This is a genomic window from Clostridium beijerinckii (assembly GCF_018223745.1).
Taxonomy (GTDB): Bacteria; Bacillota; Clostridia; order Clostridiales; family Clostridiaceae; genus Clostridium; species Clostridium beijerinckii.
This window is the reverse complement of record NZ_CP073653.1, coordinates 3,220,410-3,238,746: the sequence shown is the minus strand read 5'-3', so window position 1 is coordinate 3,238,746 and position 18,337 is coordinate 3,220,410. Positions and strand designations below refer to the sequence as shown.

General features: G+C 29.3%; 14 protein-coding genes and 1 pseudogene. 10 read left to right on the top strand and 5 right to left on the bottom strand.

Annotated features, from left to right (window positions below):
- Positions 1–258 precede the first annotated feature (258 nt).
- Complete coding sequence (locus tag KEC93_RS14570) at positions 259–2,589, top strand: EAL domain-containing protein (RefSeq protein ID WP_238893335.1); 2,331 nt, start codon at positions 259–261, stop codon at positions 2,587–2,589.
- 44 nt (positions 2,590–2,633) lie between these two features.
- Here KEC93_RS14570 and KEC93_RS14565 read toward each other — a convergent pair whose 3' ends face one another.
- On the bottom strand, positions 2,634–3,179 hold the full coding sequence (locus KEC93_RS14565) for a DUF6512 family protein (RefSeq protein ID WP_039768734.1): 546 nt from the start codon (positions 3,177–3,179) through the stop codon (positions 2,634–2,636).
- 630 nt (positions 3,180–3,809) lie between these two features.
- Here KEC93_RS14565 and KEC93_RS14560 point away from each other — a divergent pair.
- From KEC93_RS14560 to ltrA, 4 genes are all read left to right on the top strand, one after another.
- On the top strand, positions 3,810–4,559 hold the full coding sequence (locus KEC93_RS14560) for a class I SAM-dependent methyltransferase (RefSeq protein WP_077869644.1): 750 nt from the start codon (positions 3,810–3,812) through the stop codon (positions 4,557–4,559).
- A gap of 262 nt (positions 4,560–4,821) precedes the next feature.
- Positions 4,822–5,430: a uridine kinase family protein gene (locus tag KEC93_RS14555; RefSeq protein WP_077869645.1), complete on the top strand. Its 609-nt coding sequence runs from the start codon at positions 4,822–4,824 to the stop codon at positions 5,428–5,430.
- Positions 5,431–5,514: 84 nt separating this feature from the next.
- Positions 5,515–5,823, top strand: a complete 309-nt coding sequence (locus KEC93_RS14550; protein ID WP_012059057.1) for a nucleoside triphosphate pyrophosphohydrolase — start codon at positions 5,515–5,517, stop codon at positions 5,821–5,823.
- 582 nt (positions 5,824–6,405) lie between these two features.
- A complete protein-coding gene (ltrA, locus tag KEC93_RS14545; protein WP_077870066.1) occupies positions 6,406–7,821 on the top strand; it encodes a group II intron reverse transcriptase/maturase in 1,416 nt (471 codons plus the stop codon).
- Between the two features lie 251 nt (positions 7,822–8,072).
- Here ltrA and KEC93_RS14540 read toward each other — a convergent pair whose 3' ends face one another.
- A complete protein-coding gene (locus tag KEC93_RS14540) occupies positions 8,073–8,630 on the bottom strand; it encodes a TetR/AcrR family transcriptional regulator (protein ID WP_077869002.1) in 558 nt (185 codons plus the stop codon).
- A 425-nt stretch (positions 8,631–9,055) separates the two neighbouring features.
- Here KEC93_RS14540 and KEC93_RS14535 point away from each other — a divergent pair, with 425 nt between their 5' ends.
- From KEC93_RS14535 to KEC93_RS14515, 5 genes and pseudogenes are all read left to right on the top strand, one after another.
- A complete protein-coding gene (locus KEC93_RS14535) occupies positions 9,056–10,249 on the top strand; it encodes a multidrug efflux MFS transporter (RefSeq protein ID WP_077869003.1) in 1,194 nt (397 codons plus the stop codon).
- 40 nt (positions 10,250–10,289) lie between these two features.
- Positions 10,290–10,886, top strand: a complete 597-nt coding sequence (locus KEC93_RS14530; RefSeq protein WP_012059054.1) for an isochorismatase family protein — start codon at positions 10,290–10,292, stop codon at positions 10,884–10,886.
- A 342-nt stretch (positions 10,887–11,228) separates the two neighbouring features.
- A complete protein-coding gene (locus tag KEC93_RS14525) occupies positions 11,229–11,891 on the top strand; it encodes a CAP domain-containing protein (RefSeq protein WP_012059053.1) in 663 nt (220 codons plus the stop codon).
- A 561-nt stretch (positions 11,892–12,452) separates the two neighbouring features.
- Positions 12,453–14,171 carry a methyl-accepting chemotaxis protein gene (locus KEC93_RS14520; protein ID WP_039768721.1) on the top strand — a complete coding sequence of 573 codons (1,719 nt, stop codon included), beginning with the start codon at positions 12,453–12,455 and terminating at the stop codon, positions 14,169–14,171.
- 25 nt (positions 14,172–14,196) lie between these two features.
- Positions 14,197–14,493: pseudogene (locus KEC93_RS14515) on the top strand (CAP domain-containing protein); the annotation flags it as partial.
- 234 nt (positions 14,494–14,727) lie between these two features.
- Here the strand turns inward: KEC93_RS14515 and KEC93_RS14510 are convergent.
- The 3 genes from KEC93_RS14510 to KEC93_RS14500 form a co-directional block, all read right to left on the bottom strand.
- Positions 14,728–15,492 carry a DODA-type extradiol aromatic ring-opening family dioxygenase gene (locus KEC93_RS14510; RefSeq protein WP_039768719.1) on the bottom strand — a complete coding sequence of 255 codons (765 nt, stop codon included), beginning with the start codon at positions 15,490–15,492 and terminating at the stop codon, positions 14,728–14,730.
- Positions 15,493–15,656: 164 nt separating this feature from the next.
- Entirely contained in the window at positions 15,657–17,651 is a 1,995-nt protein-coding gene (locus KEC93_RS14505; RefSeq protein ID WP_077869004.1) for a methyl-accepting chemotaxis protein, read from the bottom strand.
- Between the two features lie 22 nt (positions 17,652–17,673).
- The gene (locus tag KEC93_RS14500) at positions 17,674–18,147 is read right to left on the bottom strand and encodes a MarR family winged helix-turn-helix transcriptional regulator (RefSeq protein ID WP_039768718.1); all 474 of its coding nucleotides are present in this window, start codon (positions 18,145–18,147) and stop codon (positions 17,674–17,676) included.
- Between the last annotated feature and the right edge of the window lie 190 nt (positions 18,148–18,337).

Below are 18,337 nucleotides of genomic sequence, written 5' to 3'. Positions count from 1 at the left end.
TTTTTATTATGTATAGATTTACAGAACTTGAATATTTATGAAATTAAGAATAAAATGATATAATGACAGAAAATGTTGAAATATGAAATTATTTAATAGAAACGTATAAAATTTAAGTTATAGTTTCTCGATAATTATATAAAGTAGAAATTTATTAAAATATTTTATGCCGGAGGTGGTTTTATTTATATTAGTTTATTTATTTCGTTAATGTTATGTTGCGTTTTTTATTCATTCCTAGGGATATATGGATACAGGATGGACAAAAAATCAAAAGCTAATCAAATATTTTTAAATTTAAGCATGTGTTGTGCTGCTTGGGCACTTGGATATGCAATGATGCTGACTTGTGAAAATATAAATATAGCGTTTTTTTGGAGGGCAGTTTCAGTTTTTGGGTATTGTTTTTTTTCTGGTCACTGGCTGTATTTTGCACTTGTATTAAATAATGAGAAAGAAAGTAAATACAATCGGATTATAATAATTTTAGCCCACGTTCCTGCTGCATTATTATTTTTATGCAATATTATGGTTGAACCATCTTCAGCTATGATTAGAAGACCTTATGGATGGATTGATGTGGCTCCAAATTTATTTGGTCAAATTGCATACAGCATATGTTCTATAATTTTTTATGTATCAGGTCTTGTAATGCTATTTAATAGAGGGAGATATTCAAAAAAGAATAGGATAAGAAAGCAAAATAAAATTATTTTATGGACATGTTTTATAAGTATTACCATAGGGGTATTAACAGATATTATTTTACCTATGTTTGGAATTCTTGTCTTTCCTTCAGTAGTTTTGAGTGGAACTATAGCGTTGGGTGGTGTTTGCTATGCAATAAGTAAGCACAGGTTTATGTTAACTACTTCGAAGTATTTATCAGAATACATTTTTAATAGTGTTAAGAACCCAATATTTATTTTAGATGAGAATTTTGCAATCCAAAATTGTAATGAAGCGTCATCAAATATAACAGATTATAAATTTAAAGAATTAGAAGGAAAGATGTTCAGCGATTTAATATCTTATAAAAACATTGAGTTTAATACTATAATAGAAAATAGTTATGTGAGAAATGTAGAGGTTAATTTACAACAAAAAGATGAAGGATACATTGTATGTGAATTATCAAGTACAGTTATATATGATGAGTATGACGATAAACTAGGTATTGTAATTTTGATACATGATATTTCAGAAAGAAAGAGAATAGCAGAAATAGAAAAGAAATATACTTTAAAACTGGAAAGAAAAAATTCGAAACTTGTAGATCAAATAAAAGATAAGATACTTGCAGAAGAAAAAATTCGTCATTATGTATATTATGATGCTCTCACAGAAATTCCTAATAGAAAAATGATGTTAGAAAATATTAATCAACTATTAAAAAATAAAGATAAAAAATTTGCAATTCTTTTTATAGATTTAGATGATTTTAAAAATATAAATGATAATTTTGGACATCAAGTTGGTGACAAAGTTCTTAAAAAAGTAGCATCTACATTGAAAGATTCTATAGGTCCACAGGATATAATTAGTAGAATTGGTGGAGATGAATTTATAATTATATTGAAAAATGTAGAGTCTGATATATACATTAAAGAAATTGCTCTAAGAATACAAAAGGAATTGAAAAAGCCAATTACTTATAATGAAGAATCTTTAATTCTTGGAGCAAGTATAGGAATAAGTATATTCCAAGAGCATGGAGAAGATTCAGATACTTTGATTAACAATGCAGATTTAGCTATGTATGAAGTTAAGAAAAATGGTGGTTATGACTTTGCTATATATTCACCTAAAATGGAACATAAAGCAATTGATAAATTAGAAATGAAGATGAAATTAAATAAAGCATTATCAAATAATGAATTTATGGTTTATTATCAACCTATTATGGATTTAAAGTCAAAGAAAGTGTTAAATTCAGAAGCGCTTATAAGATGGAAGCAAGGGGATAGAATTATTCCGCCTATAGAATTTATTCCTATAGCTAAAAGTGTAGGAGAAATAATACCAATCGATAATTGGATGTTAGAAAATGCTTGTATACAGTGCAAAAAGTGGAATGAAATTGGATCGCATGAATTTAGTGTATCAGTAAACACCTCTTATTCTCAACTAAAGCAACCTGAATTTGTATCACTCGTTCAAAATATATTGGAGGCATATTCTCTGCCGTCTGAATACCTGAACCTAGAAGTTACTGAAGATGAGGCCATGGAGGATTTTGAAACAATTATAAACATATTGGAACAATTTAAGAGTATGGGAATAAAAATATCATTAGATGATTTTGGAACAGGCTATTCATCTCTTAATTATGTAAATAAATTGCCTATTGATAAAATAAAAATTGATAAATCCCTTATAATGAATTTGGAAACAAACTATAAAAATCTAACGATTATTAAATCAATAATAAATATGGGACATAGCTTAGATATTAAAATTGTTGCAGAAGGAATTGAAACAAAAGAACAGCTTAGAATCTTAAACGAGCTTAAATGTGATTTCATTCAAGGGTATTTAATAGGAAAACCTATGGAAGCATCCGATTTTGAACATAAGTTTATTAATTAAATTTTCGTTTAAGATTAAGCTGATCCATATAAAGAGGACTTATTTTAATGAATTCCATACTGTTTAGTAATGGGGTCCATAAAAATCGGCAATTTAGGAGGAAGAAAAGTAAAAAGAGTAAAACAAATTATTATTAAAGAACCTATTATAATAGATAAATAAAAATGAAGCATAATTAATGTTGCATATTTATAAATATGCAAAGATAAACATTGAGCTATAGAAAGCCCTAAAAATAATGAAAATATGTCAAGAAATAATGATTGTATTCCAAGAGCACCTGTGTAGGTATAGAAAAAGCAAGTTATAACAATACAGCTAGTAATAACTGAAATGACAGAGCATATGGCCCAGATATACAAGTTAACTTTATCTCGAAATATTAAAATGCCTAGTATATACCAAATAAAAGTAGGATAGGTAGAAAGTTTTAAATGTTCCCAGATACTTTCGTTAACAGGAGTAAAGATACCTACTATAACTGATTTACCACTCCAATCATATGCAAAGTGAGCTAATGATCCAAGTAAAAAAGTAATTGGAATACCGATAATAAACCAAAATTCAGGACTTAAAAGCATGTTGTTCATAATTTAGATACATCTCCAATTTAAATTATATAACTGCTTTAAATAAAGTTATAGATATCCAACTATAATCTGTACGTATGCGTATACCTCACCGAAATGAATAATATACTTTTGTTCCAGTTTCTAGGTAATTATGATGGGTGATTCTAAGGCTATAAAGTTGCACCCAAAGTGCTAGCCTCAAAGAACAAGCTTTGAGGCTAGCACATTTGGAACAACTTATAGCCAAGGATAACATCCATCAAAATTACCAATGAAACATTCCACAAAAGTATACCATTCATTTCTGGTTGGAAGATATTTCATGGGTTAAGTATAGTTCATTATTGGGTTATCTATATAAACTAACTATAAAGCAGTTTCATATAATAAATATATGTATCATAAATGAAAATTAAAACCTAAAAGCCTTATGTAAAATTTTGCTTAATACTTTCAGCGAAATTTTCATAGCTTTTCGGAATCAAAATATTTATGATTTCGTAAATTAACACATAAATCTAGGTTTTAAAGTTGGATCTCTATATAAATCATAGTTATATAAAGTATAATTAATATGCATTTCAATTATGGTATCTGTTTTGATATACTATTTTTAATGTCAGGTATATTTAAAATGGAGGTGTTTTTATGAATATTAAGTGGAATGCTAAAGGGTATACGAAAGATTTTCAGTTTGTACATCAATATGGTGAAGATGTTTTAAATTTGTTAGATATTGAGAAAGGAATTAAAGTCTTAGATCTTGGATGTGGTAATGGAGCATTAACGAAAAAGATTTCGGACATGGGAGCAGATGTAATTGGTATGGATGCATCAGGAGAAATGCTGGAAATTGCAAGAAAAAATTATCCTGAACTAACATTTATACAGGATGATGCAGTGAATTTTATTTTAAATGAACAAGTTGATGCGATATTTTCTAATGCAGTTTTTCATTGGATTGATAATCAAGATGGATTGCTAGAGAGTGTTTATAATGGATTAAAAATAAACGGAAGCTTAGTATGTGAATTTGGAGGATACGGATGCACAGAAACAATCCATTCATTTTTGCAAAAGGCTTTTGAAGCAAGGGGATTAGAATATAAGAGAACATTCTATTTTCCAACTATTGATGAATATACTCCTATTCTTAGAAAGCATGGACTACAAACAGTATATGCAGCATTATTTGATCGTAAAACCGCACTTATAGGTGAAGATGGAATGAAGAATTGGATTGAAATGTTTGTTATACAGCCTTTTAAAGGCTTAGATGACTCGTTAAAAAATGAAATTATTGATGAGGCGGTAAAAAGCTTAAAACCTATTCTATATCAGAATGGAGTATGGTATGCAGATTATGTGCGCATTAGATTGAAAGCTAGAAAAATATAAGATATATATGTTGGAAATATACTAGTTCTAAAAATATCGTAAGAATTTTAACCGTAATTGTGAATTATGAAATGTGCATTGTGAATTACAAAATATCTATAGAAAAGATACGAATTTAGAGGAATATCAATCATAAATGGTGAACAAATATATTATAGTAATAAAATAATATTAAAGCTGCAATAACATGTTTATTAATAAACAAAGCACTGTCTTTAGCAGGAGTTTATGTAAAGTAAGCCTTTAAATATTGGAGGAAATAATGAATAAAGAACGTAAACCACATATTTATAATGAATATAAATATGTAATTGATGAAATTAAGAACTTACTAAAAGATAATGAAAAATTAGTAATAGCCATTGATGGAAGATGTGGCGGAGGGAAGAGTTCCTTAGGAGCAATGCTTGCAGAAGAGTTTGATTGCAGCCTTTTTCACATGGATGATTTCTTCCTTCCTCCAAGAATGAAAACAAAAGAACGACTAGCACAGCTTGGTGGAAATGTTCACTACGAAAGATTTGAGGAGGAAATCTTAAAGTCATTAAAAAACGACGAGCCTGCTGTATATAGAAAATATTTATGCAATAAAGGGGAGCTAAGTCAGCCTATAAAAGTAGAACCTAAAAATTTAACTATAGTTGAAGGAAGTTATAGTCTGCATCCTACATTAAGGGATTATTATGATTATAAAATTTTTATAACTATTGATCCTAAAGTGCAGCATGAACGAATTCTAAAACGTAATGGTGAAGAAAAACTTCAGGATTTCATAAACAAATGGATTCCACTGGAAGAACATTACTTTACAGAACTAGACATTGAGAATAAATGTGACATAATATTTGATACTACAAATATAAAGAGATAGATGAAAAGTTCATTTAGATAATACGATTTTTAATAAAAATATTAAATACGGGAATGTGGATAATTGTGGAAAGAGTGAGAGTTAATGAAAGTATATAATAAATTAGTAAGAGATAAAATCCCAGAAATAATAAAAGCTGATGGAAGAGAATGTGATATAGACGTCGCAACTAAAGAAGAGAAGTATGAGCTTTTAGAAGCCAAACTAAAAGAAGAAGTTAATGAATTTCTGGAAGATAAGAACTTAGAAGAATTAGCTGATGTTATGGAAGTTTTGTTTGGACTTGCTGACAGCCTAGGCTTTAGTGAAGAAGAGCTTATTAAAGCTAGAGATAAGAAAAGAGAAGAACGTGGGGGATTTAAGGAAGGAATTGTCCTTAAAAGCACAAAATGATCTTGTTGTGAAAATATAACAGCAATAGAGGTAAATGACAGAATATGTTGGCTTTCTAGGTTATGTTCGCATGTTTAAAAAGATGGGCATAAAAAATTCTAACTAAAAGCCGTATATGATTTTACTAAAGAGAGTTTACACAAAGTAAGCTCTCTTTTTATGGTGTGCCCAGCATGGGCACGCGCTAATCGGTGAAAGTCCGTAATGGGGGCTGATAGTGCTAACCATTAGCTTAAGACAAGGGTGTCCATCGCAAGGTGGAATCTGAAGGAAGTCGGCGGCAAAGCCTTGGTCTGAGGAATACGAATCACATCTGAGGCTCAATTCTGTGGGTAAACTTGCCATACAAAGTAAAGCCCAATAACTATCCGAAACAGAATGAGTAAATGTGGCAGATAGATGAGGTGAAAGTGCGTGCTCTTACCTGGGGAGGTCTGATAGATAAGTGCCAAATGAATTAAATTTCTAGGATACAACCTATATAGTGATATATAGCTGAACTATCAGAAGTCAGCAGAAGTCATAGTAACTCCGCTAAACGCGATAGCGGATGAAGGACTGAACATTAGGAGGTTTACAACTTTGGATAAATCAAAGCAATTACAAAGAAAGCAGAAAACTCAATATAGAGACCAAGTGATGGAAGTAGAAGTGGAACTTCAAGGTAAATCAAAGGTGCGGAGTAATTCTATGGTTTTACCAAATAGAGAAAGCGTAAACGATGGAACATTTGATACTAGTAGATTACTTGAAGAAGTTCTAGAAAGAAATAATATGCTTCTAGCACTTAAAAGAGTAATTAGTAATAAAGGTAGCCATGGTGTCGATGGAATGAAGACCGATGAACTTCGTGAGCATATCAAGAAACACTGGGAAACAATTAAAGCTAAACTACTAGAAAATAGATATAATCCATCACCTGTAAGGAGAAAAGAAATATCCAAACCAGATGGTGGAATTAGATTATTAGGCATACCAACTGTACAAGATAGATTGATTCAACAGGCTATTGCCCAAGTTTTATCTAGAATATATGAACCTTTATTTTCCGAGAATAGCTTTGGATTCCGTCCTCGCAGAGGAGCACAAGATGCTATAAGGAAATCAAAACAATATATAAATCAAGGAAATAGATGGGTTATAGATATGGATTTAGAGAAATTCTTTGATAAAGTCAATCATGATATTCTTATGAGTAAACTTGAAAAGAAGATACAAGACAAAAGATTGTTATCATTAATAAGAAAATACCTCAAAAGCGGAATCCTCATTAATGGGGTTTCAGTAACAAGTGAAGAAGGAACACCACAAGGTGGTCCGTTAAGTCCATTATTAGCAAATATAATGTTAGATGAATTGGATAAAGAACTTGAAAGGCGAGGGCACAAATTTTGCAGATATGCAGATGATAATAATGTATATGTCAAAAGCAAAAGAGCAGGGCTTAGAGTAATGAAATCTATGACCAATATAATTGAAAATAATTTAAAACTTAGAGTAAATAAGGATAAAAGTGCAGTAGACTTTGTATCTAAACGAAAATTTTTAGGATTTTCGTTTTACTTCTCGAAAAGCGGAGCAGAAATAAGGATCCATGAGAAATCCATAAAGAGATTCAAGGAAAAGGTTAAATTCTATACTAACAGAAATAAAGGAATTAGCATGGAATATAGGTTACTTAAATTAAATCAAATTACAAGAGGATGGATTAATTACTATGGAATTGCTAACGCACGCGGAAGGCTAGTGGAACTAGATAAATGGATTAGAAGAAGACTAAGAGCTTGCATATGGAAACAATGGAAGAAGATTAGCACCAAGCAAAGAAATCTAGCTAAATTAGGAATTAATAAATACAAAGCATGGGAATACGCTAATACAAGAAAAGGCTATTGGAGAATTTCCAACAGCCCGATTTTGAGCAAATCTTTAAATAATAAATATCTAGAATCTATAGGATTTATTAGTCTAACACAAACATATCAAATGATGCATTAAATTCTGATGAACCGCCGTATACCGAACGGTACGTACGGTGGTGTGAGAGGTCGGAAAACAAAATAATTGTTTTCCTCCTACTCGATTTAAGAAAAATATACAAATTTGGATCTTGAAAATCAAGTTATTTAAATAGTTAATGCATATTGGTCATACAAGAATCTTAAAATCCTATAACAAAGGGGGAGGTGGATTAATCACTTTGTTTTGTTAAGTATACTCATATTATATTTTCTTACCTTTCACAAGGGTTATTTGTTAAGTGACGAGATAAAGTCATCTATCATAGATTTAAAGGTATCTTCTAAATCAACATCACCTTGAAAATATCCAAAGGAATATAATGAAATAAAACCATGTAGGAGACTTCTTAAAGTTCGGCTTTTATGAACCAAAAGAATTTCATCCTTAATGTAAGAATTTAGAATTTCATGAATAATATGAGTTATTTTTCTCATTAAATTAAACAATTCATTATTTTTAGTGCTAGGAATATTGATAAAAAGTTTATAAGCTGTCTTATTTTCAAAAGCAAATTCTTTATAAACACCAGCATATTCTCTTATGGCATCATAACCACTCTTGCCAATCAGCCTATGCATCAATTTCTGATTCATCTTATTTAACATATATACTGTCATTTCAATTTTAAGTTCATCCATATTATTAAAGTGATTATACAAAGAAGGATATTTTACATCCAATTTTTCAGCGATCTTTTGAAAATTAAGTTGATTAATACCAATTTCATCTGCTAGACAAAAAGAAACTAGAATAATCTTTTCTCTGGTTAGATTTCTTTTGTGCATACACTTTTCACTCCTATAATCTTATCTTATAAAAATAGTTTAACATTTAAAAAAATATATATGTTGCTATAGTAAATTTACATTTAAAACTCTAATAAAGCAAGTGTTAATCAAGAGCATGATGTAGAAACTTAATTGCAATATATAATTATAAAAACATTTAGAACTATATAATATAATTATAAACTATATTTTATAATTTACAAACTATATAATATAGTTTATAATCAAATTGAAGATGAGGAACAAAAAACTAATGGGGAAGTAATACAAACTTTATCAAAATGTTAGTAATTACTAATATTTTTTGTTCTTTAGAAAATTGTAATGTGGTTAAATTTGAGGATGATTTATATAAAAGGCTATTCAGATGATGTTACATGTAATTTTGTTCTTAATTTATAGAAATAGAAAGGAGTATGCTTATGGAAATATGGAGAAAAAATTTAATAGTGTGTTGGTTTGGGATATTTGTTGCAGCCATAGGGATGAGTCAAATCGCTCCAGTATTGCCAATCTACATACAGCATCTTGGAGTTCAAGATACAGCATCAATTACAAAAATTTCAGGAATTGCATTTGGCATTACTTATGTAATTTCAGCTATTTTTTCACCAATTTGGGGCAGTGCTGCTGATAAATATGGGCGAAAACCAATGATTCTTAGAGCAAGTCTTGGCATGGCAATAACTATAGGGTGCATGGGATTTGCACCAAATGTATATGTTCTAATAGGATTAAGATTACTTCAAGGGGTAATCACAGGGTATAGCACAGCATGTACAGCACTTATTGCAACTCAGACAGATAAAGAAAATGCAGGATATGCTTTAGGTACACTTTCAACAGCAAATATTGCAGGTTCATTAATTGGTCCAACAATTGGTGGTTTCATAGATGAGATCTTTGGTCTACAAAGCGTATTTTTCATAACAGCAGCATTACTTTTAATCTCATTTATTACAACTGTTTTATTTGTAAAAGAATCTTTTACTCATGAAGATAAAGATGTTCTAAGCATTAAGGAGGTATGGAAGGCAATTCCAGAAAAAAACCTTACTATTACAATGTTTGTAACTTTCTTTATATTAGCTGTTGCATTATATTCAGTTGAACCTATTGTAACAGTATATGTTAAGCAGTTATCTAGTAATAGTAGTCATATTGTGCTTTTAGCTGGACTAACATTTTCAGCTTCAGGTCTTGCAAATATAATTGCTGCACCAAGACTAGGTAAACTTTCAGATAAAGTAGGAGCTCATAAAATAATACTAGCATGTATTATAGGTGCAGGAATAATTTTTATACCACAAGCTTTTGTAAAAGACACTTGGCAATTAATGGGCCTTAGGTTTTTATTAGGAATAGCATCTGCTGGGCTTAATCCATCTGTAAATATCGTACTAAAGAAAATAACTCCAGCGTCTCTTACAGGCAGAGTATTTGGTTTTAACATGTCGGCAGGATATTTAGGGGCATTTGGAGGTGCAGTTTTAGGAGGACAAGTAGCAGGAAACTTGGGAATGAAATACGTATTTTTCATTACAAGTGCATTATTATTTATAAATGCAGTTTGGGTCTATTTCAAAGTTTATAAAAAACTTAGTTTAAATCAATAATTATTATATAAATAAAATGAATGAAAAGGAGAAAAGAAAGATGGAAGATTTAAAATTAAACGAAAAGGAACTTATTAATGCTAAAACTAGCGCTCTTGTACTTATAGACTTACAAAAAGGAATTGCAGGTGGAGGAATTTCAGGTTCACCTCATTTAATGGACCAGGTAATTCAAAATGCTAGTAAATTAGTTAAGGAATTTGGTGAGAAGGGTGCATTTATAGTTTTAGTAAGAGTTTCAACTGTAGATGGAAAAGATATGGTTAAGCCAAAAACAGATTTAGCTTCTAGTGGAATGAAATATCAAGAAGGCTGGGACGAGCTTGTACCTGAAATAGCAGGGACTAAGAATGTTCATATTGTTACAAAGAGGCAATGGGGAGCATTTTATGGTACAGATTTAGATTTACAATTAAGACGTAGAGGGATTGATACAATTGTGTTAGGAGGGATTTCAACTAGCATTGGAGTTGATACTACAGCAAGAGAAGCTTTCCAACATGGCTATAATCAAATTTTCTTAGAAGATGCAATGACAGCAGTAACTAAGGAAGAACATGAATATGTTTGTAAATATATATTCCCTAGAATAGGTAAGATTAGAACAAGCGAACAAGTGATTTCGTTATTAAAGTAAGTATTGGAAGATAGATGAGAATAAGATATGGAACATATAGTTCATTATATCTTATTCTTTTTTATAAGATTTACTTTTTTAAAAAAAATAGGGGTTATCCTTGGCACTTTAAGATGTTAAATAATATTATGGTGCATAAAGAAGCATACAATAATATACTAAAGCAAGCTTAAGACAATATCATTTAAATCAATAAATTGAGAAGAATTCATGTTGAATATTGTCGAAAAGATGATAAGATAGAGACATGTCCTTACTCAAAAGCAACAAAAACTTAAAAAATACTTTTTGTTTAAATAAAAATCATAAGGACAAATAAAACATATAGAAGGAGAAAAACTAATGAGAAAGAATGGTTTAAGAAGAATAGTAACTACAGTTATTGCAGCTACAACAATAGGGAGTTTCTCATCATTAGGAGTATCTGCAGCTACAATAAATTCGAGTGTTAACGATTGTAATAATGTAAATATAAATAATTTTTTAAATACTAATTCATTAATGAATACTTCTAATGGAAATAACGTTGGTAATACAGATACAGTTTCAAAAAGTAGCACAAATGCAACATCAGTAAATGTACAGGGGTTACCTAATCTGCCGACAAATTATTCAATCAGCATGCAAAATTCTGCTGAGGATAAAATTCTTCAATTAATGAATGAAAAAAGAAAAGAAGCGGGTCTTCAGCCATTAACTATAGATAATACATTAGTACAAGTTGCACGATATAAGAGTGACGACATGATTCAAAATAATTTCTTTGATCACACAAATCCAGACGGAACAAAGTGGACAAACTGGTTACACACAATAGGCTATACCTATACTACAGCAGGAGAGAATATTGCATATAACACTTCTGACCCAGTTGAATTATTTAATCAATGGTGGAACTCACCAGGTCATAGAGCAAATATGATGAATGAAAAATATACTAAGGTTGGTATAGGTGTAATCTACGGAAATAACAAATACATGGGAACACAAGAATTCTCAAACTAAAGATTAGCAATAAAAATAAGAGCTTATATAAATAGGCTCTTATTTTTTTACTGTATAAGTGTAGGCGTAGGCTATAAATAAATAGTTATATATTTGCGCTTATTTTTATTAATTACTTATATATACGTTGCAAAATTAATTCTTCATCACAATTCTAAAAATATTGAAAGAATTTCAGCCGTAATTGTGAATTGTGAAATGTGCATTGTGAATTGCAACATATATACTAAAAATATCATATTCATATCTTTGGATTAAATCAATTATTAGGCGTAATCAATATTTTAATAATATAAAATTGCTTTGTAACTTTATAAATAAGTATACCTATTAATTCCTAAAGTAAAGGATTAGAGAATTATTAAAGTATAAGTGAAATATTGAGGATAAGATATTGAAATGTATAATATTAATTAATTATGTAACAAAAATCTTTGAAAATAATATGATAAAGTGTCAATGTTATGTGAAAAAAGTAAAAAATAGAATAAATATAATAGACATTATAATTTAAATTAAAGTATAATTAATGTATTGAGAAAAATATTGGGAGGGATAGTGATGAGATTTAGTAAAATTAAGTTATCAAACAAACTAATTATAGCATTTTCATTAATGATTATTCTAATTATGGGAGTATCCTCACTAGCTATACTTAGATTAAGTCAAATTAATGGAACTATTAATCAATTAATTGACGTAGAAAATGAGAAAGTATCAGCTGCATATAATATGAGAGGAAGCCTTAACAAAATTGCAATTAGCATAAGAAATATATCAATTAGCAATGATATGAATTATATGAATGAGCAAAAAAAAATACTAGATAAGAATAAAATTATTTATTATGAAAACGAAGATAAACTTGGTAGCTTAGTTTATACTGAAAAAGGAAAAGAAATATATAAAGAAATAAAGAAAAATTCTGAATTAGCATTTTCAGCATTTGATGAAGCTGTTAATTTAGGGATGAGAACTGGAGTATCAACCGAAGAACTTCAAAATATGATTACTAATATAGAGAAACCACAAGATGAATTGCTTTTAAGTATAGAAAATATGATAGCTGCTCAAAATAATTTAATGAAATCACAAGGACAACTTTCTAAAGAGATAACAGATAGTTCTAAACAACAAATGGTTATACTATTAGTAGTAAGTATTATTATGGGAATTTTATTTATGCAGTTAATTAGAAAAAGTGTCATAAATCAAGTAAAAGAAGTTATGAATGGTGCAGGAAAATTGGCAGATGGTAACTTTGATATACAAATGAAAGTAGTTGCTAACGATGAAATAGGAAATACTGTAACTGCATTAAATGGTGCAGTTGAAAAACTGAACGAAAGTATGTTGTTTATTAAAGATAAAAGTAAAAGTATCCTTGAGAGCAGCGAATTAACAAATAAAATGTTTTCAGAGGTAAGTTCTAAAGTAGATGAAATATCAGCAGCGACAGAAGAAATATCAGCAGGAATGGAAGAATCATCAGCAGCTGTTGAAGAAGTTACATCTATGGCTGCTACAGTGAAAGAGGAAGTCAACGTAACAGCTAAAAAAGCACAAGATGGATTAAATGTTGCATTGAATATACAAGAAAAAGCGGTTTCAATCAATAATGATTCTATTAAATCAAGGGAAAATGCAGAGAGAATATATAGGGAAACAAAAATTGGATTAGAAAAAGCATTGAAGGAAGTTGAAGTTGTAAACGAGATATCAGAAATGGCAAAAAGTATAGATGCAATAGCAAACCAAACTAACTTACTTGCGCTAAATGCAGCAATAGAGTCCGCTAGAGCAGGGGAAGCCGGTAAAGGATTTGCTGTTGTAGCAGATGAGGTTAGGAAACTTGCAGAACAGTCATCACTAACAGTTTCTGAAATTCAGAATAAAATAAATGCTGTATTAGCTTCAGTTGGAAAACTTTCAGGTTCATCACAAGATATCTTAGTATTTATAGAAAAGGAGGTTCTTAAAGATTATGATAAACTAATTACTATAAGTGCTGAGTATAAAAAGGATGGAGATACTGTTAAAGAAATTATAGGTAATTTTGCAGAAGTTTCTGAAAGTGTTTCTGAGTCTGTAGATCAAATTTCAAAAAGCATGGAAGATGTTGCAATTTCAGTATCAGAAGTAGCTAAATCATCTGCTAATATTGTTTCAAATGTTATTGATGTAAGCAGCAAAAATGAATCTATATTAGCTGCATCTAACAATAATGCAGAAAGTGCTTTAAAGTTAGAAGAAATTATAGAGCAATTTAAATTAAAATAAAATACAAATATAAGGAAAACGCTATTCATTAGTGAAAGTTGTGCGATATAAGAGTGACAAGATGATCCAAAATAACTTCTTTAATCACACAAATCCAGACGAAACAAAGTGGACAAACTGGTTACACACAATAGGCTATAATCATACTACAGCAGAAGAGAATATCGCATATAACACTTCTGACCCGGTTGAATTATTTAATCAATGGTGGAACTCGCCAGGCCATAGAGCAAATATGATGGATGAAAATTATACTAAGGTTGGTATAGGTGTAATCTACGGAAATAACAAATATATGGGAACTCAAGAATTCTCAAACTAATTATTAATAATAAAAATAAGAGCTTATGTAAATAGGCTCTTATTTTTTACTGTATAAGTGTAAGTGTAGACTATAAATAAGTGGTTATACATTTGCGCTTATTTATATTTACAATTAAGAGAGAAAGCATCAAACAAAACAGATAAGAGGAATTATGACAAATGAAATCATAAATCCTCTTATCAAAAGAACTAAAATCTAAAATGAAAATGCTGAGGTTCAAGGCAAATCTGTCTAAAATTCATAGCAAAGATAGCTTAAGTTTCCTAATTGGTAATCTCTAAATATAACTCTAGGGGTTAATTCTGAACTGCTGCCTAAAGCTATAAATAGTGGGACAAGATGATCTGCAGTTGGAACTGCTAAGTTAGCATGAGGAGCATATTTTTTATAGTTATTAAGGGCATTCATGTCCTTGTTTCCTATCTTGTCAATTAACCAATCATCAAATTCTTTAGACCAAGAATCAATTGTATTACTATCAAAATTAACTAATCTTAGATTATGAACTGTATTTCCACTTCCAAGAATTAAAATATCTTCAGAACCAAGCTCTTTGAGTGCATTGCCTATTTTAATCTGCTTATCAATAGGTAGAGTATAATTTATAGAAACTTGAATAACTGGTATATTAGCTTTTGGATAAAGATGCTTTAAAAGAGTCCATGCACCGTGATCCAAGCCTCTTGTTAGATCTGTTTTTACATCAATACCTGAATTTATTAATTTATTTCTAATTTTTGTTGCAATAGTGCTAGAACCTCGTGCAGGGTATTTAATTTTATAGAGTTCTTCTGGAAATCCATAAAAATCATATACAGTATCATATATATCATCAGAAGCAGAAATAGTAAGTGTTTCAGTTGTCCAATGGGCTGTGAACACAACTATAGCTTTAGGATTAATAGATCCTCCAAGGTCATTTAAAAATTTAGTATACACGCTTTGCTCAATTGCCATCATAGGTGAACCATGAGCTAAAAATAAAGGTTTAATCATATAATAAACACCTCCAAATATTTTTGTTAAATTAAATATATAGTGCATAAATAATTATTTAAAACTTAATGATTTCCAAAGGAAATCAGCAGTAATTGGCCATTTAGCATTATCCTTAGAACATATAAGTTTTAAGGATTACCTTACATTAAGAATTAATGTAACTAAACTATAAATTTATTTTGCTCAGCGATTAATTTCTTTGTCATATTATTTAAGGTAGCAGAAGCTTTTGCAACTTCATTAGATAGTTTGTACATTTCATCAGTAGAAGCAGATATTTCTTCAGATGAAGCTGATATTTCTTCGGCTATAGCAGATGTACTTTCAATTTTATTAAGAATATCGTCCTTTTCTTTATTTATTTCTATAGTTGCCATATTTACAGTTTGAACTTTTGGAATTACGGTTTTAATAACATCAATTATATTTTCAAATGAATTTATAGTTTCATTTATAATGCTAACTTGATTGTTAAGATCTGTGGTCATGCTATTTGTATCATCTTTTATTACAGTAGTATCATTAGAGATATCAGATACTAATTTACTAATATTTTGAGATGAAGATTTTGTTTGTTCTGCCAAGACCTTTACTTCATTTGCTACCACTCCAAAACCCTTTCCGGCTTCACCAGCATTTGCAGCTTCTATAGATGCATTTAATGCTAATAAGTTAGTTTGATCTGCTATTGAATTAATAATTTGTACTATATTATTTACTTCTTTTATATTGCTGCTAAAAGTAATAATTTTATTAGATAAATTTTTAAAGGATAAACTTATACTGCTTACTGTATCCATTAATAGCTTCATGCTTGAGCTGCTATTATTTGCAAGTTCATTCATTATTATTGTATTTTTATCTATATCTTTAGTGTTAATTACTATATCTTCAAGTTTGCTGCTGAAGATATTTAAAGTTGTAGTGATTTCCATTAGATTATTCGCTTGAGAATTAATTCCACTTGCTACCTCTTGCATTGAATTTGCCACATTATTAGAAGATGAGACCATGTTTTGAGATATAGTTGATAAATCACTTGAGTTTTCATCTATTATTAGAGAACTGTCCTTAGACATTTTAATCATATCTCCAATTGAGTTTTGCATGGTATTCATGGAGTTAGCGATATCACCAATTTCATCTTTAACGTATAAATATTTTTCACTTATCTTATTAGTAAAATTTCCAGTAGCCAATATATTTAAGGAATTAGAAGCATATCGGATTCTTTTAGATAGCCTATTTGAAATAATATAAATTACAAGAATTCCAATAACCAAAAACAATATAGATGTAAGGGTTATTGAGAATTTTAGGGAGTTAAGTTCTGATAGAAGTTCAGATTTCTCTAAAATAACAACTACCGACCATTTTTCTTTTTCGATTGGAGCAAAACCTCCATAAGATTCTTTTCCACCAAAAGTATATAAACTTAAACCAGTTTCACCAGCTATCATTCTCTTTTGCATATCAGCGATACCTTTTAGGCTAGGATCTTTTTCTGCTTCTTTTATAGAATTATATTGATTTAATGGCATGCTTGAATCCTTATAAGCAATGCTATTGCTTTGACTGTTAATCATGTAGGCACTTCCAGTTTTACCAAAAGAGATCTTCTTAATCATCTCACTAAGTTCCATTCCATCTCTAACTGATACTAATACGCCTATAATTGAGTCATCATTTTTTATTGGTACTGAATATATCATTGTCATTGCAGTTTTGTCTTCATTAACTTCAGGATCATTAATAAAATTTTCTCCAGACATTGATTTTTTAAAATAAGTAGTATCTTTTATATTAGTTTGTTCACCAGTAGTATATATAATGTTTCCATTCATATCAGCGTATCCCATTTTAATACTACCATTTCTTTTTGCTTCAGCTTTTAAAATAGTCATTAATTTATCTGGAGTATCATTGTTTAATGAAGCAGTCTTAGCAGTAACTTCCAGTGAATTTAATTGATTATCTAAATTAGCCTGAACAGTATTAGAAGCCTGGATAGCTATTTCAGGTAATGTCTTTGTAATATTTGATATTAAAGCGTTAGATGCATTAATATAAGAAATAATTCCAAATCCAGTGCTTACAACTAAGAGTAATATACTTATCAGAATAATTAATTTTGATTTTATAGTTTTTATAAACATAATTAAACCATCTCCTTAATATTTATTTCATAGTTTTCTTATCTTCATATAGATCTCGCATTTTTATAATCAAGTTCTGAGCTTTTAATAGTGATTGAGATAACTCAGATATTTCTTCATTAGAAAGAACATTAAATCGTTCTAAAAAAATATCCTCTCCAGCTGCAGCAACAGATGAAATAAGATTTAATGATTTATTTGATAGTGATAAATAAACAATTCTTTTATCTTTTTCATCTTGTTTTTTTATCAAGTAACCAAGATTATATAAAGCATTAATACTTCTGCTTGTATTTGGTACAGATATGTTTAATTTTTTACTTATTCTTGATGCTGTAGTAGTACCTTCAAAATGAATAAAATTCAGTATTTTTGAAAGAAGGGGAGTTATTTCTGTATTAGTTAGGTCTGGAATTAGATCTATAAACTCAACATTAAATAAACTATAAAAGTTAACCATATTTAAAATTAATTCTCTATTATCTTTTTTAGTCATATGAAAACTCCTTTGATAATTATTATTAATTAAGATATATTATAACAATATAGTTATCATTTGACAACTACTTTATAAGTTTTATATAGAAATTATTGACAAAGACAAAGTGGAAAAGATTTATTCTAAAAAGTTGCAGATTTTCTTGAGATTTCATAAAAAGAGTTTATGAATATGTATATTGAAGAAG

Excerpts from the sequence above, each read along its gene's own strand:
- KEC93_RS14570 (WP_238893335.1), top strand. The coding sequence starts at position 259 with ATGGACAAAAAATCAAAAGCTAATCAAATATTTTTAAATTTAAGCATG.
- KEC93_RS14520 (WP_039768721.1), top strand. The coding sequence starts at position 12,453 with ATGAGATTTAGTAAAATTAAGTTATCAAACAAACTAATTATAGCATTT.
- KEC93_RS14500 (WP_039768718.1), bottom strand. The coding sequence starts at position 18,147 with ATGACTAAAAAAGATAATAGAGAATTAATTTTAAATATGGTTAACTTT.
- KEC93_RS14535 (WP_077869003.1), top strand. The coding sequence starts at position 9,056 with ATGGAAATATGGAGAAAAAATTTAATAGTGTGTTGGTTTGGGATATTT.
- KEC93_RS14550 (WP_012059057.1), top strand. The coding sequence starts at position 5,515 with ATGAAAGTATATAATAAATTAGTAAGAGATAAAATCCCAGAAATAATA.
- KEC93_RS14510 (WP_039768719.1), bottom strand. The coding sequence starts at position 15,492 with ATGATTAAACCTTTATTTTTAGCTCATGGTTCACCTATGATGGCAATT.
- KEC93_RS14505 (WP_077869004.1), bottom strand. The coding sequence starts at position 17,651 with ATGTTTATAAAAACTATAAAATCAAAATTAATTATTCTGATAAGTATA.
- KEC93_RS14530 (WP_012059054.1), top strand. The coding sequence starts at position 10,290 with ATGGAAGATTTAAAATTAAACGAAAAGGAACTTATTAATGCTAAAACT.
- KEC93_RS14560 (WP_077869644.1), top strand. The coding sequence starts at position 3,810 with ATGAATATTAAGTGGAATGCTAAAGGGTATACGAAAGATTTTCAGTTT.
- KEC93_RS14565 (WP_039768734.1), bottom strand. The coding sequence starts at position 3,179 with ATGAACAACATGCTTTTAAGTCCTGAATTTTGGTTTATTATCGGTATT.
- KEC93_RS14540 (WP_077869002.1), bottom strand. The coding sequence starts at position 8,630 with ATGCACAAAAGAAATCTAACCAGAGAAAAGATTATTCTAGTTTCTTTT.
- KEC93_RS14525 (WP_012059053.1), top strand. The coding sequence starts at position 11,229 with ATGAGAAAGAATGGTTTAAGAAGAATAGTAACTACAGTTATTGCAGCT.
- KEC93_RS14555 (WP_077869645.1), top strand. The coding sequence starts at position 4,822 with ATGAATAAAGAACGTAAACCACATATTTATAATGAATATAAATATGTA.